General features: G+C 64.8%; 28 protein-coding genes and 1 tRNA gene. 18 read left to right on the top strand and 11 right to left on the bottom strand.

The window, feature by feature from the left end; genetic code table 11:
- Positions 1–22 precede the first annotated feature (22 nt).
- The 4 genes from JI743_RS02330 (at position 23) to JI743_RS02315 (ending at position 4,693) form a co-directional block, all read left to right on the top strand.
- Entirely contained in the window at positions 23–1,333 is a 1,311-nt protein-coding gene (locus JI743_RS02330; protein WP_201925544.1) for a pyruvate dehydrogenase complex dihydrolipoamide acetyltransferase, read from the top strand.
- A 46-nt stretch (positions 1,334–1,379) separates the two neighbouring features.
- Positions 1,380–2,777: a dihydrolipoyl dehydrogenase gene (gene lpdA, locus JI743_RS02325; protein ID WP_201925542.1), complete on the top strand. Its 1,398-nt coding sequence runs from the start codon at positions 1,380–1,382 to the stop codon at positions 2,775–2,777.
- A 129-nt stretch (positions 2,778–2,906) separates the two neighbouring features.
- Entirely contained in the window at positions 2,907–3,293 is a 387-nt protein-coding gene (locus JI743_RS02320; RefSeq protein WP_201925540.1) for a hypothetical protein, read from the top strand.
- Between the two features lie 74 nt (positions 3,294–3,367).
- Positions 3,368–4,693 carry a Xaa-Pro dipeptidase gene (locus JI743_RS02315; protein ID WP_201925538.1) on the top strand — a complete coding sequence of 442 codons (1,326 nt, stop codon included), beginning with the start codon at positions 3,368–3,370 and terminating at the stop codon, positions 4,691–4,693.
- Between the two features lie 25 nt (positions 4,694–4,718).
- Here the strand turns inward: JI743_RS02315 and JI743_RS02310 are convergent, their stop codons facing one another.
- Together JI743_RS02310 and JI743_RS02305 are read right to left on the bottom strand one after the other, a co-directional pair.
- Positions 4,719–5,498, bottom strand: a complete 780-nt coding sequence (locus JI743_RS02310; protein WP_201925536.1) for a tyrosine-protein phosphatase — start codon at positions 5,496–5,498, stop codon at positions 4,719–4,721.
- A 2-nt stretch (positions 5,499–5,500) separates the two neighbouring features.
- A complete protein-coding gene (locus tag JI743_RS02305) occupies positions 5,501–6,304 on the bottom strand; it encodes a crotonase/enoyl-CoA hydratase family protein (protein WP_201925534.1) in 804 nt (267 codons plus the stop codon).
- Positions 6,305–6,354: 50 nt separating this feature from the next.
- Here JI743_RS02305 and JI743_RS02300 point away from each other — a divergent pair, with 50 nt between their 5' ends.
- Positions 6,355–7,494 carry an acyl-CoA dehydrogenase family protein gene (locus JI743_RS02300; RefSeq protein ID WP_201925532.1) on the top strand — a complete coding sequence of 380 codons (1,140 nt, stop codon included), beginning with the start codon at positions 6,355–6,357 and terminating at the stop codon, positions 7,492–7,494.
- Positions 7,491–8,210: an acyl-CoA dehydrogenase family protein gene (locus JI743_RS02295; protein WP_201925530.1), complete on the top strand. Its 720-nt coding sequence runs from the start codon at positions 7,491–7,493 to the stop codon at positions 8,208–8,210. Before JI743_RS02300 ends, JI743_RS02295 begins: the two co-directional genes overlap by 4 nt.
- A gap of 4 nt (positions 8,211–8,214) precedes the next feature.
- On the opposite strand, the gene JI743_RS02290 is transcribed toward JI743_RS02295, so the two are convergent.
- Positions 8,215–9,345 carry a CaiB/BaiF CoA transferase family protein gene (locus JI743_RS02290; RefSeq protein WP_201925528.1) on the bottom strand — a complete coding sequence of 377 codons (1,131 nt, stop codon included), beginning with the start codon at positions 9,343–9,345 and terminating at the stop codon, positions 8,215–8,217.
- 101 nt (positions 9,346–9,446) lie between these two features.
- Between JI743_RS02290 and JI743_RS02285 the strand changes: the two genes are divergently transcribed.
- Positions 9,447–10,784: an alkaline phosphatase PhoX gene (locus JI743_RS02285; RefSeq protein WP_201925526.1), complete on the top strand. Its 1,338-nt coding sequence runs from the start codon at positions 9,447–9,449 to the stop codon at positions 10,782–10,784.
- On the opposite strand, the gene JI743_RS02280 is transcribed toward JI743_RS02285, so the two are convergent.
- Positions 10,785–12,035, bottom strand: a complete 1,251-nt coding sequence (locus JI743_RS02280; RefSeq protein WP_201925524.1) for an acetyl-CoA C-acetyltransferase — start codon at positions 12,033–12,035, stop codon at positions 10,785–10,787. It abuts the gene before it with no gap.
- A 26-nt stretch (positions 12,036–12,061) separates the two neighbouring features.
- Complete coding sequence (locus JI743_RS02275) at positions 12,062–12,844, bottom strand: SDR family NAD(P)-dependent oxidoreductase (protein ID WP_201925522.1); 783 nt, start codon at positions 12,842–12,844, stop codon at positions 12,062–12,064.
- 126 nt (positions 12,845–12,970) lie between these two features.
- Between JI743_RS02275 and JI743_RS02270 the strand changes: the two genes are divergently transcribed.
- The 5 genes from JI743_RS02270 to JI743_RS02250 all read left to right on the top strand — a co-directional run bounded on the left by JI743_RS02270 (position 12,971) and on the right by JI743_RS02250 (position 16,972).
- The gene (locus tag JI743_RS02270; RefSeq protein ID WP_201925520.1) at positions 12,971–13,951 is read left to right on the top strand and encodes an NAD(P)H-dependent flavin oxidoreductase; all 981 of its coding nucleotides are present in this window, start codon (positions 12,971–12,973) and stop codon (positions 13,949–13,951) included.
- 133 nt (positions 13,952–14,084) lie between these two features.
- Positions 14,085–14,321, top strand: coding sequence for a hypothetical protein (locus tag JI743_RS02265; RefSeq protein ID WP_201925518.1), 237 nt, complete (start codon positions 14,085–14,087; stop codon positions 14,319–14,321).
- Positions 14,322–14,580: 259 nt separating this feature from the next.
- On the top strand, positions 14,581–15,072 hold the full coding sequence (locus JI743_RS02260) for a DUF302 domain-containing protein (RefSeq protein WP_201925515.1): 492 nt from the start codon (positions 14,581–14,583) through the stop codon (positions 15,070–15,072).
- Positions 15,069–16,010: a YeeE/YedE thiosulfate transporter family protein gene (locus tag JI743_RS02255; RefSeq protein WP_201925513.1), complete on the top strand. Its 942-nt coding sequence runs from the start codon at positions 15,069–15,071 to the stop codon at positions 16,008–16,010. Before JI743_RS02260 ends, JI743_RS02255 begins: the two co-directional genes overlap by 4 nt.
- A gap of 68 nt (positions 16,011–16,078) precedes the next feature.
- Positions 16,079–16,972 (top strand): LysR family transcriptional regulator, encoded by an 894-nt coding sequence (locus JI743_RS02250; RefSeq protein ID WP_201925511.1) that lies wholly within the window; start codon positions 16,079–16,081, stop codon positions 16,970–16,972.
- 11 nt (positions 16,973–16,983) lie between these two features.
- On the opposite strand, the gene JI743_RS02245 is transcribed toward JI743_RS02250, so the two are convergent.
- On the bottom strand, positions 16,984–17,373 hold the full coding sequence (locus JI743_RS02245) for a carboxymuconolactone decarboxylase family protein (protein WP_201925509.1): 390 nt from the start codon (positions 17,371–17,373) through the stop codon (positions 16,984–16,986).
- 111 nt (positions 17,374–17,484) lie between these two features.
- Complete coding sequence (locus tag JI743_RS02240; RefSeq protein WP_201925507.1) at positions 17,485–17,934, bottom strand: cupin domain-containing protein; 450 nt, start codon at positions 17,932–17,934, stop codon at positions 17,485–17,487.
- Between the two features lie 228 nt (positions 17,935–18,162).
- Between JI743_RS02240 and JI743_RS02235 the strand changes: the two genes are divergently transcribed.
- The 5 genes from JI743_RS02235 (at position 18,163) to JI743_RS02215 (ending at position 22,724) form a co-directional block, all read left to right on the top strand.
- A complete protein-coding gene (locus tag JI743_RS02235) occupies positions 18,163–18,984 on the top strand; it encodes a 3-hydroxybutyrate dehydrogenase (protein ID WP_201925505.1) in 822 nt (273 codons plus the stop codon).
- Positions 18,896–20,404 carry an NAD(P)/FAD-dependent oxidoreductase gene (locus JI743_RS02230; protein WP_227339703.1) on the top strand — a complete coding sequence of 503 codons (1,509 nt, stop codon included), beginning with the start codon at positions 18,896–18,898 and terminating at the stop codon, positions 20,402–20,404. The genes JI743_RS02235 and JI743_RS02230 overlap by 89 nt, the downstream gene beginning before the upstream one ends.
- Positions 20,401–21,534 carry a patatin-like phospholipase family protein gene (locus tag JI743_RS02225; RefSeq protein WP_201925502.1) on the top strand — a complete coding sequence of 378 codons (1,134 nt, stop codon included), beginning with the start codon at positions 20,401–20,403 and terminating at the stop codon, positions 21,532–21,534. The genes JI743_RS02230 and JI743_RS02225 overlap by 4 nt, the downstream gene beginning before the upstream one ends.
- A gap of 105 nt (positions 21,535–21,639) precedes the next feature.
- Positions 21,640–21,921: a BufA1 family periplasmic bufferin-type metallophore gene (locus JI743_RS02220; RefSeq protein WP_201925499.1), complete on the top strand. Its 282-nt coding sequence runs from the start codon at positions 21,640–21,642 to the stop codon at positions 21,919–21,921.
- Positions 21,922–22,031: 110 nt separating this feature from the next.
- The gene (locus JI743_RS02215) at positions 22,032–22,724 is read left to right on the top strand and encodes a hypothetical protein (RefSeq protein ID WP_201925497.1); all 693 of its coding nucleotides are present in this window, start codon (positions 22,032–22,034) and stop codon (positions 22,722–22,724) included.
- Positions 22,725–22,798: 74 nt separating this feature from the next.
- On the opposite strand, the gene JI743_RS02210 is transcribed toward JI743_RS02215, so the two are convergent.
- A tRNA-Lys gene (locus JI743_RS02210) sits at positions 22,799–22,874 on the bottom strand.
- A 43-nt stretch (positions 22,875–22,917) separates the two neighbouring features.
- Entirely contained in the window at positions 22,918–23,439 is a 522-nt protein-coding gene (gene folK / locus JI743_RS02205; protein ID WP_201925496.1) for a 2-amino-4-hydroxy-6-hydroxymethyldihydropteridine diphosphokinase, read from the bottom strand.
- Between the two features lie 23 nt (positions 23,440–23,462).
- Between folK and JI743_RS02200 the strand changes: the two genes are divergently transcribed.
- Positions 23,463–24,152, top strand: coding sequence for a uracil-DNA glycosylase (locus tag JI743_RS02200; RefSeq protein ID WP_201925494.1), 690 nt, complete (start codon positions 23,463–23,465; stop codon positions 24,150–24,152).
- On the opposite strand, the gene JI743_RS02195 is transcribed toward JI743_RS02200, so the two are convergent.
- The gene (locus tag JI743_RS02195) at positions 24,113–24,589 is read right to left on the bottom strand and encodes an RNA pyrophosphohydrolase (protein ID WP_201925492.1); all 477 of its coding nucleotides are present in this window, start codon (positions 24,587–24,589) and stop codon (positions 24,113–24,115) included. The two genes, JI743_RS02200 and JI743_RS02195, sit on opposite strands and share 40 nt — an antisense overlap.
- Positions 24,586–25,533, bottom strand: coding sequence for an alpha/beta hydrolase (locus tag JI743_RS02190; protein ID WP_201925490.1), 948 nt, complete (start codon positions 25,531–25,533; stop codon positions 24,586–24,588). Before JI743_RS02190 ends, JI743_RS02195 begins: the two co-directional genes overlap by 4 nt.
- Positions 25,534–25,546 lie beyond the last annotated feature (13 nt).

The raw sequence follows: 25,546 nt of genomic DNA, 5'->3' as shown, positions 1-25,546 counted from the left end.
TGACGAGGGATAACGCCGGATCATGCCAATCGAACTCAAAATGCCCGCGCTTTCGCCGACGATGGAAGAGGGCACACTCGCCAAATGGCTCGTCAAGGAAGGCGACGAGGTCAAGTCGGGCGACCTGCTCGCCGAGATCGAGACCGACAAGGCGACGATGGAGTTCGAGGCGATCGACGAAGGCACGATCGCGCAGATATTGGTCGCCGAGGGCACCGACAATGTCGCCGTCGGGACCGTCATCGCGGTGATCGCGGGCGAGGGCGAAGATGCGAGCGCGGCGAAGGCCGCACCGGCTCCTGCGGCGAAGGCCGAGCCCAAGGAAGAGAGCGTCGCTCCCGCGCCGGCGGGGGCCGCAAGCGAAACGGCACCTGTTCCGGCGGCCGCCGCCTCCGCGGGAGCGGCGCCCAAGGCTGCGCCGACAGATAAGGGCGACCGCATCAAGGCGAGCCCGCTCGCCAAGCGCATTGCCGCCGAACGCGGAATCGACCTCGCCGCGCTGACGGGCAGCGGACCGGGCGGACGGATCGTCAAGGCCGACCTTGAAGGCGCCCCGGCTGGCGTGGCCGCACCGGCACCCGCAGCAGCAGCGGCCCCCGCGTCCGCCCCGGCGCCGACGCCGACGCAGCCCTTCACGACCGACATTCCGCACAGCGCGGAAAAGCTCAGCAACATGCGCAAGACGATCGCGCGCCGCCTGACCGAGAGCAAGCAGCAGGTCCCGCACATCTACCTCACGGTCGATGTCCAGCTCGACAAGCTGCTCAAGCTGCGCGGCGAGCTCAACGGCGCGCTCGAGCCGCAGGGCGTCAAGCTCAGCGTCAACGACCTGCTCATCAAGGCGCTCGCCAAGGCGCTGATCCAGGTGCCCAAGTGCAACGTCAGCTTCGCGGGCGACCAGCTCATCAGCTATGAACGCGCAGACATCTCTGTCGCGGTCAGCGTGCCCGCAGGGCTCATCACCCCGATCATCGTGGGCGCCGACGAAAAGTCGGTGAGCAAGATTTCGACCGAGATGAAGGAACTCGCCGGCCGCGCCAAGGAAGGCAAGCTCCAGCCGCACGAATATCAGGGCGGCACTGCCAGCCTGTCGAACATGGGCATGTTCGGCATCAAGCAGTTCGAAGCCGTCATCAACCCGCCGCAGGGCATGATCATGGCAATCGGCGCGGGCGAAAAGCGCCCCTATATCGTCGACGACGCGCTCGCGATCGCGACCGTGATGTCGGCCACCGGCAGCTTCGACCACCGCGCCATCGACGGCGCGGACGGCGCGCAGCTAATGCAGGCGTTCAAGCAAATTGTCGAAAACCCGCTGGGGTTGGTCGCGTAATTTCTCCCTCTCCCCGCAGGGAGGGGCGCTGGTGATGGAGTGAATTTTGGCTGAGACTTCCTACGACCTCATCGTTCTCGGTTCCGGCCCCGGCGGCTATGTCGCGGCGATCCGTGCGGCGCAGCTCGGGCTCAAGACCGCGATCGTCGAGCGCGAGCTGCTCGGCGGTATCTGCCTCAACTGGGGGTGCATCCCGACCAAGGCGCTGCTGCGTTCGGCCGAGGTCTATCATTATATGCAGCATGCGGGAGCCTATGGGCTGAAGGCTGCGGAGATCAGTGCCGACCTCGACGCGGTCGTGAAGCGGTCGCGCGGCGTCGCGTCGCAACTCAACAAGGGCGTCACCGGCCTGATGAAGAAGCACAAGATCGCCGTGCATATGGGCACCGGCAAGTTGACCGCGCCGGGCAAGCTCGAGGTGACGGGCGACAAGGGCGTCGAAACCCTGACCGCGAAGAATATCATCGTCGCGACGGGTGCGCGCGCGCGCGACCTGCCCTTCGCGCCCGCCGATGGCAAGCGCATCTGGACCTATCGCCACGCGCTCGTGCCCACAGAGATGCCGAAGAAGCTGCTGGTCATCGGATCGGGTGCGATCGGGATCGAGTTTGCAAGCTTTTACAGCGATATGGGCGCCGACGTTACCGTCGTTGAAATGCTTGACCGGCTCGTCCCCGTCGAGGATGCCGATGTGTCGACGTTCCTCGAAAAGCAGCTCAAGAAGCAGGGCATGACGATCATGACCGGCGCGGGCGTCGAGGAGCTGAAGGCAACCGCCGGCGGCGTCTCTGCGAAGATCAAGGCAAAGGACGGCAAGGTCGAGAGCGCCGAGTTCAGCCACGCCATCGTCGCCATCGGCATCGTTCCCAATACCGAGAATATCGGGCTGGAGGCGCTCGGCGTCAAAACGACGAAGGGGCACATCGACACCGACGCGATGTGCCGCACCAATGTCGCGGGTCTGTGGGCCATCGGCGATGTCACCGCGCCGCCGTGGCTCGCGCACAAGGCGATGCATGAAGCGGTTATCGCGGCCGAAGCCATTGCCGGCGGCCACCCGCACGCGATGGACGTGCGCAACATTCCCGGCTGCACCTATTGCCGCCCCCAGATCGCGAGCGTCGGCCTGACCGAGGCGAAGGCGAAGGAACTGGGTTACGAGGTGAGGGTCGGCAACTTCCCCTTCATCGGCAATGGCAAGGCGATTGCGCTCGGCGAGGCCGAAGGCTTCACCAAGACGGTTTTCGATGCAAAGACCGGCGAGCTTCTGGGTGCACATATGATCGGTGCCGAAGTGACCGAGCAGATCCAGGGCTATACGATCGGCAAGACCGCCGAGCTGGTCGAGGATGATTTCATCGGCACCGTCTTCCCGCACCCGACGCTCAGCGAGACGATGCACGAAGGCGTGCTGTCGGCATACGGCCGCCCGTTGCATATTTGATCATGCGATCCTCCCCGTCGCGAAGCGATGGGGAGGGGGACCGCTTGCCGCAGGCGAGTGGTGGAGGGGCCCCTCCGTCGGCCCCTGCAGGGCCGCCACCTCTCCATGGCTGCGCGACAGGGAGGATTTTTGGCCCCGAAACGACTATCGCCAGTCATTACAGCCGCTTTACTGGCCGCCGTCGTCCTGCTCGGCCTTGCGGTCGGCGCGGGCTGGACCGAGGCGGCAGACTGGCAGGTCTCGCGCAGCCTGTCGCTCCGCGTCGGCGAAAGCGACCCCGTCTTCATCGCCTTCATGCAGGGCGTCAGCTGGATTGGCGGCGGTACACCGCGCTGGATCATCGTGATCCTGCTTTGCGGCGTCGTGTGGCATTGGTGCGGCGCGCGCTGCGCCGTCGCGCTGGGCGGCGCATCTTTGCTGTCGAACCTCGCGTCGAGCCTGATCAAACTCGGCTTTGCGCGGGTCCGGCCCGACCTCATCGAGCATCTCGATCAGGTGCAGCGAGCCCGATCCTGACCGCATTTTTCGGCTGTCCTATTTCTCGCCGATTTGCCATCAGGATGCGGGGACCAACAACGGGTGGATCGGCGATGCAATCCAGTGTGAAGTTTCGCAGTTTTCTGCGGGGAATCCTTTTCGGCGGCGCGGCGATTGCCGGCGCTGCCACGGCCGCCGCGCAGGACGGCAGCGGGCAATCGGTCATCACGGCGGCGCGGTACGTCGATGTGCTGTCGGGGAAGACGATCGAACATCCGGCGATTTTCGTCGGCGCCGATGGCCGCATAACGAATATCACCGACGCACGCACCGTGCGCTGGAGCAGCAACGTCAAGCATATCGATCTGGGGCAGCGCACGCTGCTCCCCGGCCTCATCGACATGCACGTCCATCTCGACGGGCCTGCCGACATCGGCGGCTATCGCGGGCTCGAGTTCACCGACAGCTTCTGGGGCATGACCGCGGTCGGCGCGGCGCGCACGATGCTCGATGCGGGGTTCACGACGGTGCGCAACGTCGGTGCCGACTATCGTAACGACATCGGGCTCAAACAGGCGATTGAGGCGGGCTATGCCGTTGGGCCGCGTATCGTCCCCGCGGGCTATGCGCTTGGGGCAACGGGCGGACATTGCGACAGCACCTTCCTTCCGCCGAGCCTGGAACATGAGAATAAGGAAGAAGGGATCGGCGACACGCCCGAGGAACTGCGCCACCAGGTCCGCCGCCAGCGCAAATTCGGGTCCGAAGTCATCAAGGTATGCGCCACCGGCGGCGTTTTCTCGCGCAATACCGAACCGGGTCAGCAGCAATTGTCCGAAGAGGAATTGCGCGCGATCGCCGACGAGGCGCATCAGTGGGGCCTTCGCGTCGCGGCGCACGCGCACGGCGCCGACGGTATCCGGGCGGCGATCGCAGCGGGAATCGACACGATCGAGCATGCAAGCCTTGTCGACGACGAAGGCATCCGCATGGCGGTGCAACGCAAACGCCCGGTCTGGTTCTCGATGGATATCTACAACACCGAATATACGCAGGCCGAGGGTGCGAAAAATGGCGTGCTCGAGGACAATCTGCGCAAGGACCGCGAGATCGCGCAGATCCAGCGCGACAATTTCCGCAAGGCGCACAAGGCGGGCGTGCGGATGGTCTTCGCCTCGGACGTTGGCGTCATGCCGCACGGCGACGGCGGCAAGCAGTTTCGCGTGATGGTCGAATATGGAATGACCCCGCTCGAGGCGATCCAGGCGGCAACGCGCAACGCCGCGCAGGCGCTTGGCCGCGAGCGCGACGTCGGCGCGATTGCGGTGGGACGCTATGCCGACATCATCGCGGTCGACGGCGATCCGCTGGTCGATGTGCGCGAACTCGAAAGTGTCGATGCCGTGGTCAAGGGCGGGGTGCTGGTACGCGGGAAGTAATGGACGTCGCCCCCGCGACGATTGGTTAAACGACTAGTTTGTCCACCATGGCTTCGTGCATTTCGGGCGTGAAGTTCAGCACCGACTCGGCGTAGCTCGCCACGTCGCCATGGTCGCGGCGCACCGTGGCGAGCGCGGCGTCGAGAAAGACGGGATTGACCGACATCAGCATCCGGACCGCATCCTCCCTGATCTCGGCTCCATAGCGATCGCGGATATGCGCCGCACCCTGCGCGATCCGCTCCTCGATCTTCCCCGCGCTGTTGGTGAGGAGATAGTCGTGCATCAGATCGTCTTCATGGACGCCGAGCAGCCGGTGAACCACCGCGACGGCAAAGCCCGTCCGGTCCTTGCCCGCCACGCAGTGGACAAGGCTGGGCGCGTCATATTCCGAAAGTGCAGCGAGATAGAGGCGCAGCGTCGCGACAAGCGCGGGGCGATAGGGCATGCCGGCATAGGTATCGACCATCCGCGCACGCGCCGTCTCGACATCGATGGCGCCGCCGGCGGCCTGAAGATGCGGCGCAAGCCCCGCGGTGACGCCGCCCGCGAACAGCACGCGCGCCGAGAAACTCTCGCTGCGGCGGCAGGGATGCAACGCACGCTCGTCGTCGCCGCGCAGGTCGACGACCGTTTCGAGGCCCAGCCGGTCGAGCGCCGCCAGATCCTCGTCGGTTGCGGCCTCATGGTGCGCGGATCGCCACAGCACGCCGTCGCGGACGCGCCCTCCGCCTTCGACGGCATAGCCGCCATAATCGCGGAAATTGTGAATGCCCGTCAGGGGCAGGACGCGTTCGGCCAGCATGGTCAGTCTCCTGTAAAAACCGGCTCCCTTTTTTCAACGAAGGCGTTGATTGCTTCGCGATTATCGGCGGTCTCGTGCACGATCGCCTGATAGGCCGCGCTGAGCTCAAGGATATCGTTCAATCGGCTGTGCTGCGCCTCGCGGAGCAGTCGCTTGGTCAGGCGCAGCGCGCGCGGCGGGTTGCACACGATGCGTTCTGCGATGGCGATGGCGCGGTCGAGCAGTTCGTCGTCGGGAACGACTTCGGTGACGAGGCCATAGTCCTTGGCTGTGGCCGCGTCGAAACGGTCGCCGGTCAGGAACAATTCGGCAGCGCGCGGATAGCCGAGGATCTTTTGAAGCAGCCATGCGCCCCCGTCGCCGGGAACGATCCCGACCTTGATGAAGCTGCAAGCGAACTTGGCGCTTTCGGCGGCGATGCGGATGTCGCAGGTGCAGGCAAGGTCGCAGCCAAGCCCGATGGCATGGCCATTCACTGCAGCAATCATCGGGATTTCGCAGTCCATCAGGGCACGGATCACGGCCTGAACGCCCTTGCGATAATTGCTGCGCGTCGCATCGGGCTGGTCGAGCACGCCGATGCCCTTGCGCTCCTGCATCGATTTCAGATTGCCGCCGGCGCTGAACGCCTTGCCGCTCCCCGTCAGGATGATCGCGCTGACGCCGCGATCCTCGCCGAGTTGCCGCAGGGTCTGGACAATGTCCAGGCAGTCGTCGTGCGTGCCGATCGCGTTCATGCTTTCGGGCTTGATCATCGTCAGGATGGCGATTTTCCCGCGCCGCTCGACCTTCAGAAACTCGCCCATTGTCGTTATCCCTTTTCTCGCCTGCAAGGCTATTGCATGGCGGTGCTGTGATGCAAGGCTTTACGCTCTTTGATTTCGACCCGCCGGGCGACACGATTGCCCTGCGCGCCGACCTGCGTGCCTGGTTGTCCGAACATCAGCCGCAGGGCGATGTCGTGCGGCGCGCCAATTGCTGGGCGAGTTTCGACCCCGATTTCAGCACGGCGCTCGGCAAGGCGGGCTATATCGGCATGACGCTTCCCGAACGCTATGGCGGCGGCGGGCGGCATCCGCTCGAACGCTATGTCGTGATCGAAGAATTGCTCGCTGCCGGCGCCCCGGTTGGCGCACACTGGATCGCCGACCGTCAGACGGGGCCACTGATTCTCCGCTATGGCAGCGAAGAACAGCGCGAGCTGTACTTGCCGGGGATTGCCCGCGGCGAACTTTATGCCTGCATCGGGCTGTCGGAGCCCGGCGCGGGGTCCGATCTTGCGGCAGTGCGGACAAGCGCGCGCGAAACGGCCGACGGGTGGCGCGTCAACGGCCAGAAAATCTGGACGACGGGCGCGCATTTCTCGCACGTCATTCTCGCGCTTGTGCGGACGGAGGAGGGGAGCGAACGCAATGCGGGTCTCAGCCAGTTGCTGATCGACCTCGACACGCCCGGCATAACCATTCGCCCGATCGTCGATATGGCGGGCAACCATGACTTCAACGAGATTTTCTTCGACGATGTCCTCGTTCCGCACAGCGCGCTGGTGGGCGAGCGCGGGCAGGGCTGGCGACAGGTCACCGCCGAACTCGCGCTCGAACGCTCGGGGCCGGAGCGCTATCTGTCGAGCCACGCGCTGTTCGCGGCGCTGATCGATGCCGCCGGCCCCGATCCCGATCCGGCGCTCGCGACGTTGATCGGTGAGTTGACGGCCGAAATGTGGACGCTGCGCCAATTGTCGATGTCGACTGCGGCCAAGCTCGCCGCGGGCGAGGACCCGATGGTCGAGGCGTCGATGGTCAAGGAGCTGGGGAATGCCTTCGAGCAGGATATGCCCCGGCGCGTCCAGGCGATCGTCGATTGCGGTTGGGACGATGAAAGCGATTTGGCGCGGCTGTTGCGCGCGCTGCTGATCGCGTCGCCCAGCTTCTCGCTTCGCGGCGGCACGCGCGAGGTCATTCGCGGCATCATAGCCCGTGGATTGGGGCTGCGATGAGCGCGGTTCGCGACATGTTGTGCGACACGGCGCGCGCTGTGTTTGCCGAGGCGGCGTGCGAAGGGCTGGCGCCCGTGGAAGCCGCCGGTTTCGGCTTGCTTCTCGTGCCCGAAAACGAGGATGGGCTGGGGGGCGATTGGGGCGACCTTAACGCCGTGCTGCGCCTCGCCGGAACGCTTGTGCCCGATTTGGGTGTTGAAGAACTCATGCTGTCGGGATTGCCGGAGGCATCCGAAGCGCATCGCGCCGCGGCCACTGTTGGGTTGATGGCAGGGGCGATGGGTCAAGCGCTAACGCTGTCGATCGAGCATGTGAACACGCGCCAGCAGTTCGGCAGGCCGCTGGGCAAGTTCCAGGCGGTTCAGCAATCGCTTGCGGCGATGGCGTGCGAGGTCGCGGCGGTCGATGCCGCGGCAGCCGCCATGGCCGCGCGGCTCGACGCGACGGCATTCGGTGCCGCCGCTTCGGGCTTCGAAATCGCGGCCGCAAAGCTGCGGGCAAATCGCGCCGCCGGCGTCGTGACCGCTGTCGCGCACCAGGTGCATGGCGCGATCGGCTTCACGCGCGAATATGAGCTTCATCGCGTAACGATCCCGTTGATGCGCTGGCGCAGCGCACATGGGAATGATGCCTATTGGGCGGGGCTGCTCGGCAGGCGGGTCGCCGACATGGGCGCGCGCGGGCTCTGGGAGAGCATGACCGCGCGCGCGGGATAGAGGTTCAGCGTGCCGCGCCGCTTTCACGCAGCGCCGCGATTCGTGTCGGGTCATAGCCGAGCGACGCGAGTACTTCGTCGGTGTCTGCTCCGACCGTCGGAGCCTGCCGTGGCGTGTCGTTCGTGGTCGCCGAATAGCGCGGAGCGGGTGCGGGTTGCGTGGCGCCGCCAACCGTCACGAAGCTCTGGCGCGCGACATTATGGGGATGTTGCGGCGCCTCTTCGAGCGACAGCACCGGCGCAAAGCAGACGTCGGTCGTCTCCATCAATTTGCACCATTCGTCGCGCGTTCTGGTTGCGAAAAGCGCGGTGAGCTTTTCCTTGAGCGGTCCCCATTGCGAGGGATCGAGCTGGGCATCGAATGCGGGATCGGCGCTCAGGCCGGTCTTTTCGCGCAACAGCGCATAGAATTGCGGTTCGATCGATCCGATCGAGATGAACTTCCCGTCGCTGCAGCGATAGGTGTCGTAGAAATGCGCACCGCCGTCGAGCATGTTGACCCCGGCTTCGTCCTTCAGGCGCCCCATCGCCTTGAACCCCCAGGTCATACCCGCAAGCAGGGCTGAGCCGTCGGTCATCGCGCAGTCGATCACCTGGCCCTCGCCCGTTTTGGCAGCGTGGAGCAGCGCCGACACCATGCCAAAGGCGAGCATCATTCCGCCGCCGCCGAAATCGCCGACATAGTTGACCGGCGGAACCGGCTTTTCGCCTGCGCGTCCGATCCCGTGGAGCACACCCGAAAGCGAAATATAATTGATGTCGTGTCCTGCCGCCTGTGCATAAGGACCGAACTGCCCCCAGCCCGTCATCCGGCCGTAAACGAGCCGCGGGTTATCGGCGAGCAACACGTCCGGACCGAGGCCCAGGCGTTCCATGACACCGGGACGATAGCCTTCGATGATGCCGTCAGCGCTTTTGCACAGGTCGCGCGCAACCCCTACGGCGTCGGGCGCTTTCATATCGAGCACCACCGACGAACGGTTACGCGAGAGCGGGTCGCGGGGGTCGAGCGCGGCGCCGGGGCGGTCGATTCGAATGACCTCGGCACCATGATCGGCGAGCATCATCGCACAATAGGGACCCGGCCCGATGCCTGCGAATTCGATGATCCTGATTCCGTTCAAAGGGCCTGTCATTTTTGTCTCCCGTTCGTGTCACTATTGTTTTCACGGTGCAGCCGCACTGTCATATTCGCTTCCTAAGCGGCCAGCGTAGATTCGCTTCTGGAGATAAGCCCATGCTCGACCGTCGCCAATTCGCCGGGGCTGCACTCGCCTTTACCGGCCTTGCGTTGCAAAGCGGCGCGGCGCGTGCGGGGATGATGGCGACCGATCCGGGCTACGGCCCGCTCCAACCCGATCCGGCAGGTCTGCTCGACCTGCCTCCGGGCTTTTCCTATCGGATATTGTCGTCGTTTGGCGATGCGATGAGCGACGGCAATGTCGTTCCCGATCGCGCCGACGGGATGGGGTGCTTCAAACTCGACAACGGCCGGATCGCGCTGGTCCGCAATCACGAATTGCAGCCCAAGCATGTTGCCGATGGTCCGTTTGCGCGCAACGGGCACCTGCCCGACGAGGCGTTCGATCGGGCAGGCGGCAGCGCGCTTCCCGGAGGAACAACGACGCTCGTCCTCGACCCCGAAACGTTTGCGGTCGAGCGGCAGTATCTGAGCCTCGTGGGGACGATCCGCAATTGTTCGGGCGGCGTGACGCCCTGGAACAGCTGGCTCAGCTGCGAGGAGAATGTGGCCGCTCCCGCCGATGGTGTCGGAAAGCCGCACGGCTGGATATTCGACGTTCCCGCCGACGGCAGCACATTGGTAAAGGCAGAGCCGCTCAAGGCGATGGGACGCTTCATGCGCGAGGCCGCGGCGGTCGATCCGCGCACCGGCATCACCTATATGACCGAGGATCGCGACGACAGCCTCTTCTACCGCTTCCTGCCGGACGATCCCGGATCGCTTCATCGCGGCGGGCGACTGCAGGCGCTTGCTTTTACCGACCAATGGCTGCGCGACACGCGCAACTGGGCCGGGCAGAAGATGGCGCCAGGAAGCTGGCAATTCGCCCGCTGGATCGACCTCGACGATCCCGAAAGCCCGAACGACGACCTGCGCCTGCGCGGCGCGAAAGAAGGGGCCGCGATTTTTGCGCGCGGCGAGGGCATCCATTGGGGACAGGACGAACTTTATTTCACCTGCACGTCGGGCGGACGCGCCAAGCAGGGCCAGATCATGCGCTACCGCCCCTCGCGGCACGAGGGGAAATCGCGCGAGAAGTCGGCGCCGGGACGGTTGCAGCTGTTCCTCGAATCGACCGACCCCACACAATATAGCTTCGGCGACAATCTGACCGTCGCGCCGAACGGCCATCTTATCGTCTGCGAAGACCAATATGGCGATACCGTCGACAATCATCTGCGCGGCGTCACTCCTTTTGGCGAGGTCTATGCCTTCGCACGCGTCAGAACCCAGACCGAACCGGCGGGGGCCTGTTTCTCCCCCGACGGTAAGACGCTGTTCCTCAACCTCTATAGTCCGACCAAGACCGTCGCGATCACCGGCCCCTTCTGATCAGAGCCGTTCGATGACAATGGCAGGCGCCATCCCGCCCGCCGCGCACATTGTGACCAGTCCATAGCGCCCGCCCGAGCGTTCGAGCTCGTCGAGCGCGGTGCCGATGAGGATCGACCCCGTCGCGCCGATCGGATGGCCGAGCGCCATCGCGCCGCCATTGACGTTCACCTTGGTGCGATCGAGATCGAGGTCGCGGATGAATTTCTCTGCAACGACGGCAAAGGCTTCGTTGATCTCCCAGACGTCGATGTCGTCCTTTGTCAGCCCGGCCTTTTCGAGGACTTTCTTCGCCGCAGGGACCGGCGCATTGAGCATCAACGTCGGGTCGTCGCCGACATTGGCATAGGCGACCACGCGCGCGCGGGGTTTGAGGCCGTGCTTGTCGGCATAATCCTTTGACGTGATCAGCAGCGCGGCTGCACCGTCGACGACCCCGGACGAGTTGCCGGCATGATGGAAATGCCGGATCTCGAGATCGGGATAACGGCGATTGATCTGTTTGCGGAACGTCACGCCGCCCCCAAGATCGAAATCGGCCATCGCCGCGAAGCTGGGTTTAAGTGCGGCGAGGCCTTCGGCGGTGGTTTCGGGGCGAGGGAACTCCTCGCGGTCGAGCGCGACGCTGCCGTCCGGATTGCGGACGGGAACGACAGATTTCGCAAAGCGCCCTTCCTTGATCGCCCGGTCGGCGCGCTGCTGGCTGACCAACGCCAATGCATCGAGATCCTCGCGGCTGATCCCTTCGATGGTCGCGATCGCATCGCCGCAGACGCCCTGATGCGATTGGGGATGAAGCTCGTCGAGTGCCTCGTGGCCCGAGCCCATCAGCCGCGGCGGAATGCCCGCGTTCGCCTGTTCGGCGGCGTGCGCGGTGGTGAAGCTCATCATCTCTGTCCCGCCGGCGATGACGCAATCTTCCATGCCGCTCATCACGCTGGCCGCAGCGAAATTGACCGAACTGATCCCCCCACCGCAAAAGCGGTCAAGCGTTGTGCCGCTCGCCTTTGTGTCATAGCCGGCCGACAGCGCCGCCATGCGGCCGAGGTCGCCGCCCTGCTTGCCTACCTGTGACGAGGTCGACCACACGATGTCGTCGACCGTTGCAGTGTCCAGATTGTTGCGGTCGCGAATGGCGGCGAGCACTGTTGCCGCAAGATGTTGCGGGTGGAGGTGCGACAGTGCGCCCTTGCCGGGCTTGCCGATCCCGCGCGGAGTGCGGACGGCGTCGATGATATAGGCTTCGGACATTATCTGTTCCTTTCGTGGGGAGCGTATCAGCGCGGTGCCATGCGGATCGCGCCGTCGAGGCGCACCGCTTGGCCGTTGAAATAGGTGTTGCGAACCATCTCCATCGCGAGGCTCGCATATTCCTCGGCCTTGCCCAGCCTTTTGGGGAAGGGGACCGAAGCCTCCAGGCTTTCCTTGACCTTCGGGTTCATGTTTCCGAGCAGTGGCGTCCCAAACACGCCGGGCATGATCGAATTGACGCGAATGCCAAGATCCATCAGGTCGCGCGCCATCGGAAGCACGAGACCATTCACTCCGGCCTTTGCCGAGCCATAGATGACTTGCCCGATCTGTGCGTCTTGCGCGGCGACCGAGGCGGTGAAGATAATCGCACCGCGTTCGCCATCCTCCATCTCGGGAAGCGTCGCCATGCCTTCGGCGGCGATCGAGCCGATGCGATAGCTCGCGGTCAATATACCCGCGACGCCATATTCATAATCTTCGGTCGGCGTGCGGCGATATTCGCCCGTATCCTTGTCGAACGCCAGCGTCTTGCCGCGGCGCGAGGTCATCGCGCAGTGGACGCAGACGCGCTCCTGACCGTGCGCGGCGCGGGCGGCGGCAAATCCGTCGAGCGTGGACTGCTCATTGGTGATGTCGACATGGACGAACAATCCGCCGACCGACACTGCGACCTCTTTGCCGAGATTGTCATTGATATCGAATATCGCGACCTTCGCGCCCGCCGCCGCAAGTGCTTCGGCCGTCGCGCGTCCAAGGCCCGAAGCTCCGCCCGTGACGATTGCGGCCGTCGTCGAATCGATCTTCATCGCTGCTTGTTCCCCTCCACCGCTTTCCGGTCTTGCCAATCAACCGGACGTTGACGTAAACGTCAAGTCTAATCCGAGCGCCGCAATACCGTAGCGTCATGCTCGCGGCCAGAGGGAGGGACCGGAATGGCTTTCAAGACCCGCATCACCGAGATGCTCGAAATCGAACATCCCATCGTTCAGGGCGGGATGCAGAGCGTTGGCTATGCCGAGCTGGCGAGCGCGGTGTCGAATGCGGGAGGGCTCGGCATATTGACTGCGCTGACGCAGCCGTCGCCGCAGGCGCTACGCGAAGAGATCGAGCGATGCCGCGCGATGACTGACAAGCCGTTCGGGGTGAACATGACCGTGTTCCCGACGATCAACGCGCCCGATTATAGCGCCTATGCGCAGGCGATCATCGACGGCGGAGTCAAGATCGTCGAAACCGCCGGGACGCAGGCAGTACGCGAGATCTGGGACATGCTGAAGCCGCATGGCGTCACCATCCTCCACAAGTGCACCGCCGTCCGCCACGCGCTGTCGGCCGAGCGCGCGGGGTGCGACATCATTTCGATCGATGGCTTCGAATGTGCGGGCCATCCGGGCGAGGACGACATTCCGGGGCTGATCCTGATCCCCGCGGCCGCCGACAAGGTGAAAATTCCCCTTCTTGCGAGCGGCGGCTTCGGCGACGGGCGCGGACTCGTGGCCGCGCTGAGCCTTGGCGCCGACGGTATCAACATGGGTACGCGATTCTGCGCGACGGTGGAGGCGCCAATCCACGACAATGTGAAGCAAGCCTATATCGACAATGACGAGCGCGGCAGTTTTCTGATCTTCCGCAACTTCAAGAACACCGCCCGCGTCGGCAAGAGCGCGGTCAGCGAAGAAGTAGTGCGTCGCCTCGCGCAACCCGATGCGAAGTTCGAAGATGTGCTGCCCCTCGTCGCGGGCGCCGCGGGGCGCGAACTGCTCCAGACGGGCGATCTGTCGAAAGGCGTATTCTGGGCGGGGATGGTCCAGGGGCTGATCCACGACATTCCGACCTGCCAACAGCTCATCGATCGCATCATCGACGAGGCCGCAGAGATCGTCGATGGCCGGCTTGCGACGATGCGCGCCTGAACCGGCCTGAAATCTCTCGGCCGTGGCGAAAATTCGACGAGCCGATGGGGCCGTTCGGTAATCGACGCATCGAACCGGCCGCTTCATGTGTTGCTGTTCCCGACAGGGAATTATCGAACAGATGGAGTGTTATATGGGCTTGTTCCGAAAAATCTCGATCGGCCTCGCCGTCGGAACGTTGGCGGCCGCGCCGACGGTTGCGTCGGCCCTTCCGACAGTCGACGGCGCGCGCGCTGTGACCGCGCCGAGCGGAGCGAATGAACTCGACGGAAACAACAGCTGGCTGATCGGCGTCGCGGCGGTGCTTATCGGCGTCGCCGCGATCATCGTTGCAACCGACAATGACGACGACGAACCGGTCAGCCCCTGATTGAAGAACAGAAACGGAAGCGGCGGGGCGGCAGGAGGTCCTGACGATCCCGTCATTCCAGCACTGGGCCCGGGCGGGGCGCAGGACCGGCCGAAAAGGTGGCATTTGCCGCTGCATCGGAGCGGCTCGTAACCGCCCCCGGCATGCCGGCCGCGCCCGATAATGCGCTGCGGGCATCAAATCCATAGCGACGCTTGATTTCCGTGCGCGGCAAGGGTGAGCGATATTGGCCTGCGACAATCTTCGCAGGAGTTCCCCAATGAATCGCACCAAGCGTATCGCGTCGGCGTTGGCCGCCGCCCTTGTCCTATCAATCGTTTCGAGCGCGCAGGCCGAAGATGTGCCGGTCCGCGCCGCGACGGCCACCGATGTGCTCACGCTTTCGAGCGCGAACGGCTTTGACGATACGGTCGCAAAGTTGGCCGCCGATGTTGCCGACAAGGGCATCCGCCATTTTGCGACCATCGACCAGGCCGCACTCGCGCGCGGCGCCGATCTGCCGCTGCGTCGCTCGACGCTCGTGATCTTCGGCAATCCGCCGCTTGGCGTGCAGTTCCTGCAATCGAACCCGCTTTCGGGCCTTGATTGGCCGGTGCGGATGCTCGTCACCGAAGATGCGGCGGGCAACGTCAAGGTCGCCTGGACCGATTTCGGCGCGATTGCGCGGCGCTATGACATCACCGACCGTGCGGCGCAGTTCGCCATGGCGAGCGAGGTTGCCGCGTCGATTGCCACCGCTGCGACGCGATGATCCCTTCGACCGGCATTTTTGCAGTCGGCCTCGTTTCCGCCGCGCTGATGGGGCTCGCCATTCAGCGCGGCGCGACCTGTATGGTCGCCGCGGTCGACGAGATCGTCACTACGCGTCGCGCCACGCGCGCGGCGGCGCTCGCCGAGGCTGCATTGTGGGTTGGCGGAATGACCGCAATTGCCGCGGCGCTCGGTTGGCTGGCCATGCCGTCGGCGGCCTATACGGTCACAGGCGCGACGGTAGCTGGCGGCGTGCTGCTCGGCATCGGCGCATGGATCAACCGCGCGTGCGTGTTCGGAGCGGTGGCGCGCATCGGGTCGGGCGAGTGGGCCTATCTCGCGACTCCGGTCGGCTTCTTCATCGGTTGCCTCGTCCCGTTCGCCGCGCCGATGCGCGATGCTGCCCAAGTATCTGCGACCGACACGAGTGTTTCGCTCGTGGTCGCCATCCTTTTCATACCCTTTGCGCTTTGGCGGCTAGTCGAAGCGGTACGTGCGCCGCATCTCGGCAGACATCTGTGGCATCCCCACCGTGCAACCCTGCTTATCGCCCTCAGCTTCGTCACGGCGCTGCTCAGCGTCGGTTATTGGGCTTATACCGACGCGCTTGCCGCGCTCGCGCGTTCGATGGATGCGATGCTGAGCGTGCGCGGGGCGATGATCGTCGCGCTGCTTGCAGGCGCGATCGCGGGCGGCGCAATTGCCGGCAAGCTTCGTGCGCAGCCACCGCGCGCCGCGCTCGTCATCCGTGCACTCGTTGGCGGTGCGCTGATGGGAATGGGCGCCGCGCTCGTTCCTGGCAGCAATGATGGCCTTATCCTTCAAGGGCTTCCCGCATTCCATCCCCATGCCTGGGCCGCAGTAACAGTAATGACGGCGTCAATCGCGGCGGCGATCCTGCTCGACGCTGCTGTAACCCGTGCCCGCCGGTTGCCGTAATTATAGCAACTGGCGGCCGCGCTCGGTCGCTGATATTCTCCGACCCGCGTTGATTGGGGACGACGCTTATGGAAATGCAGCAGATCCGCTATTTCGTCGCGCTCGCGCAGACGCTCAACTTCACGCGCGCGGCGCAGCAGTGCAACGTCAGCCAGCCCGCGTTGACGCGCGCGATCCAGCAACTCGAACATGAACTCGGCGGCCCGCTGTTTCACCGCGAACGGAACAATACGCATTTGTCCGAACTCGGGCGAATGATGGCGCCCTATCTCGAAAGCGTTGCGGAATCCGCGCGCGCGGCCAAGCTGGCGGCGATTTCGGCAAGGCGGATCGAGAATGTGACGCTGACCCTCGGCGCTATGTGCACCATCGGGCCGCAGCTTGTCGCCGACCTGATTGTTCGTTTCCAGGCGGCGCACCCCGAAGTCGAAGTGAAGGTTGTCGATGGCGAGGCATCAGCGATGATCGCGGCGCTCGAGAAGGGCGACCTCCACCTCAGCCTTGTCGGGATTCCGGGGGAGCTACCCGATCAGTTCCATCAGCTTCCGGTGTTCAGCGAACGGTTCGTCATCGTCGTGCCGCGGGGCCACCCGTGGAGCGAGCGCAATGCGATCCGCGTCGCCGAACTCAACGGCGAACCCTATGTCGGGCGGTCGAACTGCGAAGTTTTCCAGATGGTGACCGAGGATTTTGCGCGCCGCGGCGTCGTGACGCGCAAGGTGTTCAGCAGCCCGCGCGACGAATGGGTGCAAAAGATGATCAAGGCCGGCCTCGGCTTCGGCTTTTTTCCCGAGCATAGCGTGACCGACCCCGATCTGATCGTTCGGCCGTTGATCGAACCCGAATATAGCCGCACCATCTATCTCGCGACGGTCCGCGGGCGCCCCCATTCGCCCGCACTCGGTGCGTTTGTGCGCGCGGCGCGGCAGCATAGCTGGCCGACACTCGACCAGGCCGCCTGAATGTGCCGGGGCTATTCGCAGTCGTTGGCAGAAATGGTGCGCTCGACGAGCAAGTCGTGACATTCGGCAAGCGCGTCGATTGCCGCAGCAACACCGGCATGAACCGACGTCTGGATCAGGATTTCGATGATTTCGGCCTGGCTCCATCCGAGGTGGAGCGCGGCAACGACATGCTCGCGCAATTGCGCAGTTGAACGACCGAGTGCGGCGAAGGCCGCCACGGCGGCAAGCTGGCGCGCGCGCAGATCAATACCGGGGCGGGCAAAAACCTCACCATAGCTGAAACCGACGGCGCTTCGGATAAAATCGGGCGCGACCTCTGCAGCGCGGTTGCGTCGTGTGTCCTGCGTCATCCCGGTTCGGGCAAGAATGTCGAGTCCGGCACGATAGGAATCGGTCAACACAGCGCTCCTTGCGCGAGGGAGGCGGCGCAGCCCGTACCAAATGATGGCCGGTGCCGCGCCGCGAGCGGTCCTGGACGGAGGCATGGACGCGCTCAAATCGAAAAGGCGTCAGTCGCGCGCTTTCACATCCGCAGAAAGGAGTACGGCCGGCATCTGGCCATTGTTACGCCACCAATGCGAAATGCCGTCGGACTCGCTCGAAATATCGCCGGCCTTGTGGTCGATGCCGACCGCGCAGGCGCTGCTGTATTCGGTGATCGATCCCGACACGACAACGATCAATGCAGGGCGACCGGCATGGCTGTGCACCGGGACGACGCCGCCCGGCTGGACGACGAGGCGCCGCATGCGAAGGTCGCGGTCGGCGACGCCGATTTCCTTGGCAAGGTCGACCGAACCGATCAGGTCGTCGGTCACGTTCGACGGTGCGGTCGGTGCTCCGGCAAGTGGGTTGTGCGCGGACTGGCCTGCAGGGCAGCTGCCGGCAAACGCCGGTGTGGCTGCCGCGAACGCAGCCGAAGCGGCAATCGCAGCCATAGTCAGGCGATTGATTTTCATTGCGAATTTCCTTTTCTTGAAAAGCCCATGTCCGCGGAAAGCGGCGACACCGACGCGAGGGAGCGGGGGGTCAGAACGGGTCCGCCACTTCCCGGGACGTCACCAAGCTAGGGCACCGAGCCGCAGGCGAATATTCGATTGTCGGTATCGATTCGATGCACGAACGGTATTTCAGCGATGCAGCGCGGCTGGGCATCATGGCTCCGGATTTTGATCAGGAGACTCCCCATGACCGTTCAGCCGCTCGCCGAACTCATCGCAGACAAGCCGCTCGAAGGCCGGGTCGCCATCGTCACCGGATCGACGAGCGGCATCGGTCTCGGCATCGCCCGCGCGCTCGCCGCCGCGGGCGCCGACCTTGTCATCAACGGAATTGGCGATGCCGGCGCGATCGAGGCAGTGCGCAGCGAACTCGAACAGGCGAACGGCGTCCGCGTGCTTTTTGACGGCGCCAATTTGATGCAGCCCGAAGGCGCGGTCGAAATGGTCGACAAGGCGCTGCTGCGCTTCGGCCGTGTCGACATCCTGGTGAACAACGCCGGCATCCAGCATGTCAGCCCGATCGAAGACTTCCCGGCCGAAAAATGGGACGCCATCATCGCCCTCAACCTCTCGGCTGCCTTCCACGCGATCCGCACGGCCTTCGGGCCGATGAAGGAAGCGGGGTGGGGACGCATTATCAACGTCGCCTCGGCGCATGGCCTCGTCGCCTCGCCCTTTAAGAGCGCCTATGTTGCCGCGAAGCACGGCATCGTCGGACTCACGAAGACGGTCGCGCTCGAAGGCGCGCGCTTCGGCGTCACATGTAACGCCATCTGTCCCGGCTATGTCTGGACCCCGCTCGTCGAGAACCAGATCGGCGACACCGCCGCAGCGCGCGGGATCAGCCGCGAAGAGGTTGTCGAAAATGTCCTGCTCGCTGCACAGCCGAGCAAGAAGTTCGCGACCGTCGACGAACTTGGTGCGCTCGCGGTCTTCCTCTGTTCGGACGGTGGCCAGTCGATTACGGGGACCGCGCTTCCCGTCGACGGCGGGTGGACCGCCCAATGACGCCCGCGCGCTCGCGTCGCGGCGCGCTGTCGCTGCCACCCCATCTTGCCGCCTTTTTCGCATCCAGGCCGGTGCAACCGGCGCCGCGCGGTTCGGGGCTTATCCCGCCGCGCGGCGTCCTGGCCGAACTCGCGGCGCGCGGGGGACGTTGATGCCCCAGGCAAACAGCCCTCTTCGGGTCGTGATTGTCGGTGCAGGCTTCGGCGGGCTCGCCGCCGCTCGCTCGCTTGCCCGCGCGAATGTCGACGTCACGTTGATCGACCAACGCAACCATCATCTGTTCCAGCCGCTGCTGTATCAGGTCGCGACCGCAGGTTTGTCGCCCGCCGACATAGCCGCGCCGATCCGCTCGATCCTGCGCCGCCAGAAGAACGCCCGCGTGCTGCTCGATACCGTCGTCGGCGTTGATACCGTGGCGCGCCGTGTCATCCTCGCGAGCCGACGGACGATCGGCTTCGACCGGCTGATCGTCGCGACGGGCGCCCGGCACAGCTATTTCGGCCGCGACGAGTGGGAGGCGCACGCCCCCGGCATCAAGTCGATCGACGATGCGACAACGGTGCGGCGCAAGGTGCTGCTCGCGCTCGAGCGCGCCGAGACCGAGACCGACCCGTTGCGACGCCAGGCGCTGCTCACCTTCGTGATCGTCGGCGGTGGCCCCACCGGGGTCGAGATGGCTGGCGCGGTCGCCGAGCTCGCGCGCCGATCGGTGTCGCAGGATTTCCGCAGCATCACCCCGCATTGCTCGCGCGTGCTGCTGGTCGAGGGCGGACCGCGCCTGCTCGCTTCCTTCCCTGAAGCATTATCGAAAAAAGCGCGCACCGCGATCGAGGCATTGGGCGTCACCGTGCACACTGGCGCGCGCGTCACCGCTATCACCGATTCCTACATCGATGTCGGCGACTTGCGCGTTCCCGCGCACACCGTCGTGTGGGCAGCGGGCGTTCGCGCCTCGCCCGCCGCAGCATGGCTCGGTGTCGAGCCCGATGTGGCGGGGCGCGTCATCGTCGGACCCGACCTGTCGGTACCGGGCCATGTGGGCATCTATGTCGTCGGCGATACGGCCTCTTTCACCGACCCGTCCGGGCGCACGCTCCCCGGAATCGCTCCCGTCGCCAAGCAACAGGGGCGCCACGTCGGCCGCCAGATAGCGCTCGGCCGCACCTCGCCCTTCCGCTACCGCGATTTCGGCAATCTCGCGACGATCGGACGCCACCGCGCGGTAATAGATTTCGGCTGGTTGCGGATGTCGGGCATCCCAGCGTGGTTCGTCTGGACAACCGCGCACATCTTTTTCCTCGCGGGATTTCGTAACCGGCTGCTCGTCGGCGCGAACTGGCTTTGGAACTACCTCACCTTCGAACGCGGCGCGCGCCTGATTACCGGCGGCGATGCGCATCTTCATGGAGAAAAGCGATGAATCTGCACAAGGAATTGAAGGCGCATGGCCAGCAGGTGCTCGTCCTCCAGGGCGGCGGCGCGCTCGGCGCCTATCAGGTCGGCGTCTATGAGGCGCTGCACGAAGCGGGCGTCGAGCCCGATTGGGTGATCGGCACCTCGATCGGCGCGATCAACGCGGCAATCATCGCCGGGAACGCCAAGGACGACCGGATGGACCGGCTCGGCGAGTTCTGGCGACGCGTCGAACATGGCCACATCTTCGATGAAGGCCTTCCCACTTCGATCGCTAGCTTTTTCCGCAATTTCACGACGATCGTCGGCGGTCTGCCGACCTTTTTCACGCCGAACCCGGCTGCATTCGGCAGTGTCTATGCGACGCTCGGTGCCGAACGCGCGGGCTATTATTCGGTCGACCCGCTGCGCGAGACGCTTTCGGACCTCATCGATTTCGACCGCGTCAACCGCTGCGAGATGCGGCTAACCGTTGGGGCCTCGGCGGTGACCACGAGCGAAATGCATTATTTCGACTCGCGCGACATGCCGCTGGCGCTCGACCATGTCATGGCGTCGGGCGCGCTGCCGCCAGCCTTCCCTGCGGTGCGCATCGACGGCGAGCTCTATTGGGACGGCGGCATTCTGTCGAACACCCCGGTCGAGGTCGTGTTCGACGACAATCCGCGCCGCGATTCGATGGTCTATGCCGTCCATATCTGGAACTCGCACGGACCCGAACCCGAAACGATCTGGGATGTGATGAACCGCCAGAAGGACGTCCAATATGCGAGCCGCGCGGGCACGCATATCCGCCGCCAGCGCCAGCTCCACCGCCTGCGTCACGTCATCACCGAACTCACCGCGCAGCTTTCCGACGATCGCCGCAAGGACCCCGCGGTGGCCGAACTCACCGCCTATGGCTGCCCGACGCGGATGCACGTTCTGCGCCTGCTCGCCCCCGCGCTCGCGGGCGAAGACCACAGCAAGGACATCGACTTCAGCCCGTCGGGCATCCGCGCGCGCCGCGCGGCCGGCTATGCCGATACGATGCGCATGCTCGAGGCAGCGCCGTGGCGCGGCGATTTCGACCCGCTTGAGGGGTTCGTTCTCCACGAAACGATCGGTGGCCATATGGTCGAACCGACCTGCGGTTGACGCACGGTGCATCGAAACGATGCCCTTTCGGTAGCGGACGCTGGCGCGGCCATGCGCGACAAAGCGCAGCGCCCTTCGGGCGCTCCACCGACGAAAGGACTTTCGATGAAGCCGATCAATATCGCCCTGACCGCCGCCATGCTCTCGATGCTCGGCGCCGCCGCCGCCGCCCAAGCAGGGCCGGTCGCCAAGCAGCCGAGCAAGGAAAAATGCTATGGCATTTCCTTGAAGGGCAAGAATGACTGCGCCGCCGGTCCGGGCACCAGCTGCGCCGGAACCTCGACGACCGATTATCAGGGCAATGCCTGGAAATATGTCGCCAAGGGAGCCTGCACCAAGATCAAGACGCCGAAAGGCGCTGGCTCGCTGACTCCGGTCAAGCGCTGATTCACGGCCCCCTGGCAGCGCATTCGCTTTGCCAGGGGCGCCCCGACTAACAAGGGTCCGGCATCGACACGCAGCGAACGCTGCGGCGGCCTTGGACCCGGGAGAGAGAGATGCCCAATCTTGCCACCGACCGGCGACATATTGCCGTGGCACGCGTCGTAGGTACCGCAGCTGTCGCAACGAGGCTTGAGACGGGGTGCCGTGCCGAGTATCTCGCGCGAAGCTATCCGACCGTCGCGGCGATTATGGGTCGCGCTCCCTTCATGGACCTCGCCGCGGTATTCGCCGCCGAGACCGAGTTGGACGATGCCCAGTTTCCCGACTGGATCGGCCAGCATCGAACGGATCAAGTCCTGCCCTATCTGTCCGGCGTAGCCGCGATCGATCGGCTGCGCTGCGAGGCCGAAGGGGCCGCGCCCGACGCCGCTGTTGCGCCGGCGGTCGCCGCAGCCCTCGCCGCTGACGAGTGGATGCGGAGTCGGGTAAGGCTTCATGCCGCCACGCGTTTCGGATGGTTTTCGGTCCCCGCACCGTCGATATGGCTCGCGCATTTCGATGCCGCACTCGTCGATCCAGCGCCGGAGTGGCGCGCCGAGGGTATTTTGATAACGCGTCCCGGCGGCACGCTTCGTGCGCGCCGTATCGGCCCCGCCGAGCACCGCATCCTCGCCGGGATGCGGATCGGCGAAGCAGTCGACGTGGCGACCTCCGCCGCGCGCGCACTTTATCCCGAAGCCAATATTGAACTCGCTATCAAAGATATCATTGATAGCGGCGCGGCCGCGACGCGTCGGTCAAGTTAACAGCGCGTCCGCTGTATCGCGGTCGCGCAGGAAGAGTTATTCCAGCGGCACAATATTCCGGTCGGGTGATTTTTTGGTGAGCCCTGCTGGGTTCGAACCAGCGACCTACTGATTAAAAGTCAGTTGCTCTACCGACTGAGCTAAGGGCCCATCCCGGTGCCGGATATGTCGGCATCCGAAGTGAGCCGTCGCCCTAATCGGCATGAACGACTTGGTCAACCGGCTTCGGGCGACGATATTGTGCGAAAAGCTGGCGGACCGTTCGCTGGACGAGTGGATGGCGCCATTGCGGCGCGATGCGGTTCAACGGGCCGAGCACGAATTCGCGATCCGCGATCGCTGGATGCGGAATGGTGAGACGGTTGTCGCTCCAAACCCCACCAGACCATAGCAATATATCGAGATCGAGCGTGCGAGCGCCCCAACGCTGGCCGATGCGCGCCCCGAACTGCGCTTCAACGGCCTTCAGGCGGTCGAGCAGGGCGGGGGGCGCAAGCGGTGAAGCTATGAGGGCGACCGCGTTGGCAAATTGCCGTCGCGACGGGCCCAGCGGCGCGCTGGAAATAATCGGGCTCGCATCGACGGGCTCGATGTCGTCGCTCTCGATCGCCGCGAGTGCGGCAATCAGCACATGGCGCGGATCCCCGAAACGCGCGTGACGCCGGTTCGAGCCAAGACCTACGGCGTAGAGGGGCAGGGGCGTTGCGCTGTGCATCGATTGGCGCCTATCGCAGCACCATGGAGATTGATAGCCCTCTCCCCGAGACGGAGCCGCCGCACGATTGTCCGCGGTGCCCCCGTCTCGTCGCGTTGCGCGCCGAATGCCGCGCCGAGCATCCCGATTGGTGGAACGCTCCGGTTCCCGCTTTCGGTGATCCATGTGGCTGGCTGGTGCTTGCCGGGCTGGCGCCGGGAAAGCATGGCGCGAACCGGACCGGGCGGCCGTTTACCGGCGACTATGCGGGTGACTTGCTGTTCGCGACGCTTTCGCAATTCGGACTGAGCCGCGGAACCTATGACGCACGCATCGGCGACGGGCTGGTTCTCGACGGCGCGATCATCGTCAACAGCGTTAAATGCCTGCCTCCACAGAACAAGCCCGATTCATCCGAAATTGCGGCCTGTGGTCCCTTTTTCGAAGCCCAGATCGCGGCGCTTCATTCGGCGCGCGTTGTCATTGCTCTTGGGCGCATTGCCCATGACGCTGTGCTGCGGGCGATGGGGTTGCGGCTGTCGGCGTGCCGGTTCGCGCATGGCGCAACGCACGCGCTGCCCGGCGGACGATGGCTTGTCGATAGCTATCATTGCTCGCGTTACAACACGAACACCGGACGGCTGACGGCAGAGATGTTCGCCGATGTCTTCAGGACCGCTTGTGCCCTCCGTAATCAGACAAGCGGGCGAAACTCCTCGACGACTGCGCGATAGAGCGTGCGTTTGAACGGCACGATGAGCTTTTCGAGATCGTCGAGTTCGGCCCAGCGCCATGCGCGAAATTCCTGATGCTTCGTGGCGATGTCGACGTCGCTGTCTTCGCCCATGAAGCGCATCAGGAACCAGTACTGCCGCTGGCCGCGGAACTTGCCGCCCCACATCTTTCCCATCAGATGGTCGGGAAGGTCGTAGAAATGCTCGGTCTTGCTGCGCGCGATGATGTCGACGAGTCCGGCGTGAACGCCCGTTTCTTCTTCCAGCTCGCGGATCGCCGCAATCTCGGCGTCCTCGCCCGCATCGATCCCACCCTGCGGCATTTGCCACGCCTCGCTCGACGAATCGAGCCGCTGCCCGACAAAAACGCGCCCGGCGCGGTTGGCGAGCATGACGCCCGCGCAGGGGCGATAAGGGAGTTTGTTAAGGTCGATCATGCCGTGCCGGTAGCTTCGGCGACGATCGCCTTCAAGGCGGTCAGCGCCCCCCGTATGTCGTTCTTCGCGCTCGGGATCGCCTGCGACAGGTTGATATAGCCGTGAATGGTGCCGACGCCCTCGCGATAGACAGTGGTCACGCCTGCCTCGACCAGCTTTGCAGCATAAGCGCGCCCCTGGTCGCGCAGCGGGTCGAGCCCGGCGGTCACGAGCACCGTCGGCGGCAGGCCGTCCGCCGAGAAATCGAGCGGCGAGGCGCGATAATCGGCGGGGTCGGCGGCATAGTGATCGCCGAACCAGGTCATGCTGCCTTCGGTCAGCAGATGGCCCTCGCCGAAATCGCGATAACTTTGCCAGTCGTTATGCGTGGTCACCGCCGGATAGATGGGGTGGATGGCGATTACCGGTTTCGACGCGGGCTTGTCGCGGAGCGTCAACGCCGTGGCGATCGTCAGATTGCCGCCCGCGCTCTCGCCCGCCAGCACCAGACCGGAGCACGGGACATTGTCTGCCACCCAGCGCGCCGCCGCCTCGCAATCCTCGGGTGCGGCGGGGAAGGGATGTTCGGGGGCCAAGCGATAATCGACTGCAACCACCGGCATGTCGAGTTGCCGCGCCGCCTCGGCGCACCATCCATCATGCGTGTCGAGGTCGCCGATCACCCAGCCGCCGCCGTGGAAAAAGACCATCACAGGACCGATCGCACGATCGGGGCGCGTGTCATAGAGGCGCACCGGAATGTCGCCCGCTGGCCCCGGGATTGCCCGATCCTCGACCGTGGCAATCTCGCCGCGCGGACTATCGGCCATCTGCGTCATCGCACGGAACATCTCGCGCGCGTCGGCGGGCGGCAGTTCTTCCATCTTCGGCCCTTCCTGCGAATTCAAAAAGGCGAGGAAGGCCGCCACGTCGGGGCGGGTGAAATGGGTCGTGCCGTCGGCCATGCTGCGCTGCTCC

The sequence above is a fragment of the Sphingopyxis jiangsuensis genome (assembly GCF_016734905.1).
In the GTDB taxonomy this organism is placed as follows: domain Bacteria; phylum Pseudomonadota; class Alphaproteobacteria; order Sphingomonadales; family Sphingomonadaceae; genus Sphingopyxis; species Sphingopyxis jiangsuensis.
This window is presented reverse-complemented; position numbering and strand designations above follow the sequence as displayed.

Excerpts from the sequence above, each read along its gene's own strand:
- JI743_RS02195 (WP_201925492.1), bottom strand. The coding sequence starts at position 24,589 with ATGATCGACCTTAACAAACTCCCTTATCGCCCCTGCGCGGGCGTCATG.
- folK (WP_201925496.1), bottom strand. The coding sequence starts at position 23,439 with ATGCACAGCGCAACGCCCCTGCCCCTCTACGCCGTAGGTCTTGGCTCG.
- JI743_RS02285 (WP_201925526.1), top strand. The coding sequence starts at position 9,447 with ATGCTCGACCGTCGCCAATTCGCCGGGGCTGCACTCGCCTTTACCGGC.
- JI743_RS02330 (WP_201925544.1), top strand. The coding sequence starts at position 23 with ATGCCAATCGAACTCAAAATGCCCGCGCTTTCGCCGACGATGGAAGAG.
- JI743_RS02255 (WP_201925513.1), top strand. The coding sequence starts at position 15,069 with ATGATCCCTTCGACCGGCATTTTTGCAGTCGGCCTCGTTTCCGCCGCG.
- JI743_RS02295 (WP_201925530.1), top strand. The coding sequence starts at position 7,491 with ATGAGCGCGGTTCGCGACATGTTGTGCGACACGGCGCGCGCTGTGTTT.
- JI743_RS02280 (WP_201925524.1), bottom strand. The coding sequence starts at position 12,035 with ATGTCCGAAGCCTATATCATCGACGCCGTCCGCACTCCGCGCGGGATC.
- JI743_RS02265 (WP_201925518.1), top strand. The coding sequence starts at position 14,085 with ATGGGCTTGTTCCGAAAAATCTCGATCGGCCTCGCCGTCGGAACGTTG.
- JI743_RS02260 (WP_201925515.1), top strand. The coding sequence starts at position 14,581 with ATGAATCGCACCAAGCGTATCGCGTCGGCGTTGGCCGCCGCCCTTGTC.
- JI743_RS02275 (WP_201925522.1), bottom strand. The coding sequence starts at position 12,844 with ATGAAGATCGATTCGACGACGGCCGCAATCGTCACGGGCGGAGCTTCG.
- JI743_RS02300 (WP_201925532.1), top strand. The coding sequence starts at position 6,355 with ATGCAAGGCTTTACGCTCTTTGATTTCGACCCGCCGGGCGACACGATT.
- JI743_RS02290 (WP_201925528.1), bottom strand. The coding sequence starts at position 9,345 with ATGACAGGCCCTTTGAACGGAATCAGGATCATCGAATTCGCAGGCATC.
- JI743_RS02250 (WP_201925511.1), top strand. The coding sequence starts at position 16,079 with ATGGAAATGCAGCAGATCCGCTATTTCGTCGCGCTCGCGCAGACGCTC.
- JI743_RS02220 (WP_201925499.1), top strand. The coding sequence starts at position 21,640 with ATGAAGCCGATCAATATCGCCCTGACCGCCGCCATGCTCTCGATGCTC.
- JI743_RS02270 (WP_201925520.1), top strand. The coding sequence starts at position 12,971 with ATGGCTTTCAAGACCCGCATCACCGAGATGCTCGAAATCGAACATCCC.
- JI743_RS02225 (WP_201925502.1), top strand. The coding sequence starts at position 20,401 with ATGAATCTGCACAAGGAATTGAAGGCGCATGGCCAGCAGGTGCTCGTC.
- JI743_RS02215 (WP_201925497.1), top strand. The coding sequence starts at position 22,032 with ATGCCCAATCTTGCCACCGACCGGCGACATATTGCCGTGGCACGCGTC.
- JI743_RS02240 (WP_201925507.1), bottom strand. The coding sequence starts at position 17,934 with ATGAAAATCAATCGCCTGACTATGGCTGCGATTGCCGCTTCGGCTGCG.
- JI743_RS02190 (WP_201925490.1), bottom strand. The coding sequence starts at position 25,533 with ATGGCCGACGGCACGACCCATTTCACCCGCCCCGACGTGGCGGCCTTC.
- JI743_RS02235 (WP_201925505.1), top strand. The coding sequence starts at position 18,163 with ATGACCGTTCAGCCGCTCGCCGAACTCATCGCAGACAAGCCGCTCGAA.
- JI743_RS02315 (WP_201925538.1), top strand. The coding sequence starts at position 3,368 with ATGCAATCCAGTGTGAAGTTTCGCAGTTTTCTGCGGGGAATCCTTTTC.
- JI743_RS02305 (WP_201925534.1), bottom strand. The coding sequence starts at position 6,304 with ATGGGCGAGTTTCTGAAGGTCGAGCGGCGCGGGAAAATCGCCATCCTG.
- JI743_RS02200 (WP_201925494.1), top strand. The coding sequence starts at position 23,463 with ATGGAGATTGATAGCCCTCTCCCCGAGACGGAGCCGCCGCACGATTGT.
- JI743_RS02310 (WP_201925536.1), bottom strand. The coding sequence starts at position 5,498 with ATGCTGGCCGAACGCGTCCTGCCCCTGACGGGCATTCACAATTTCCGC.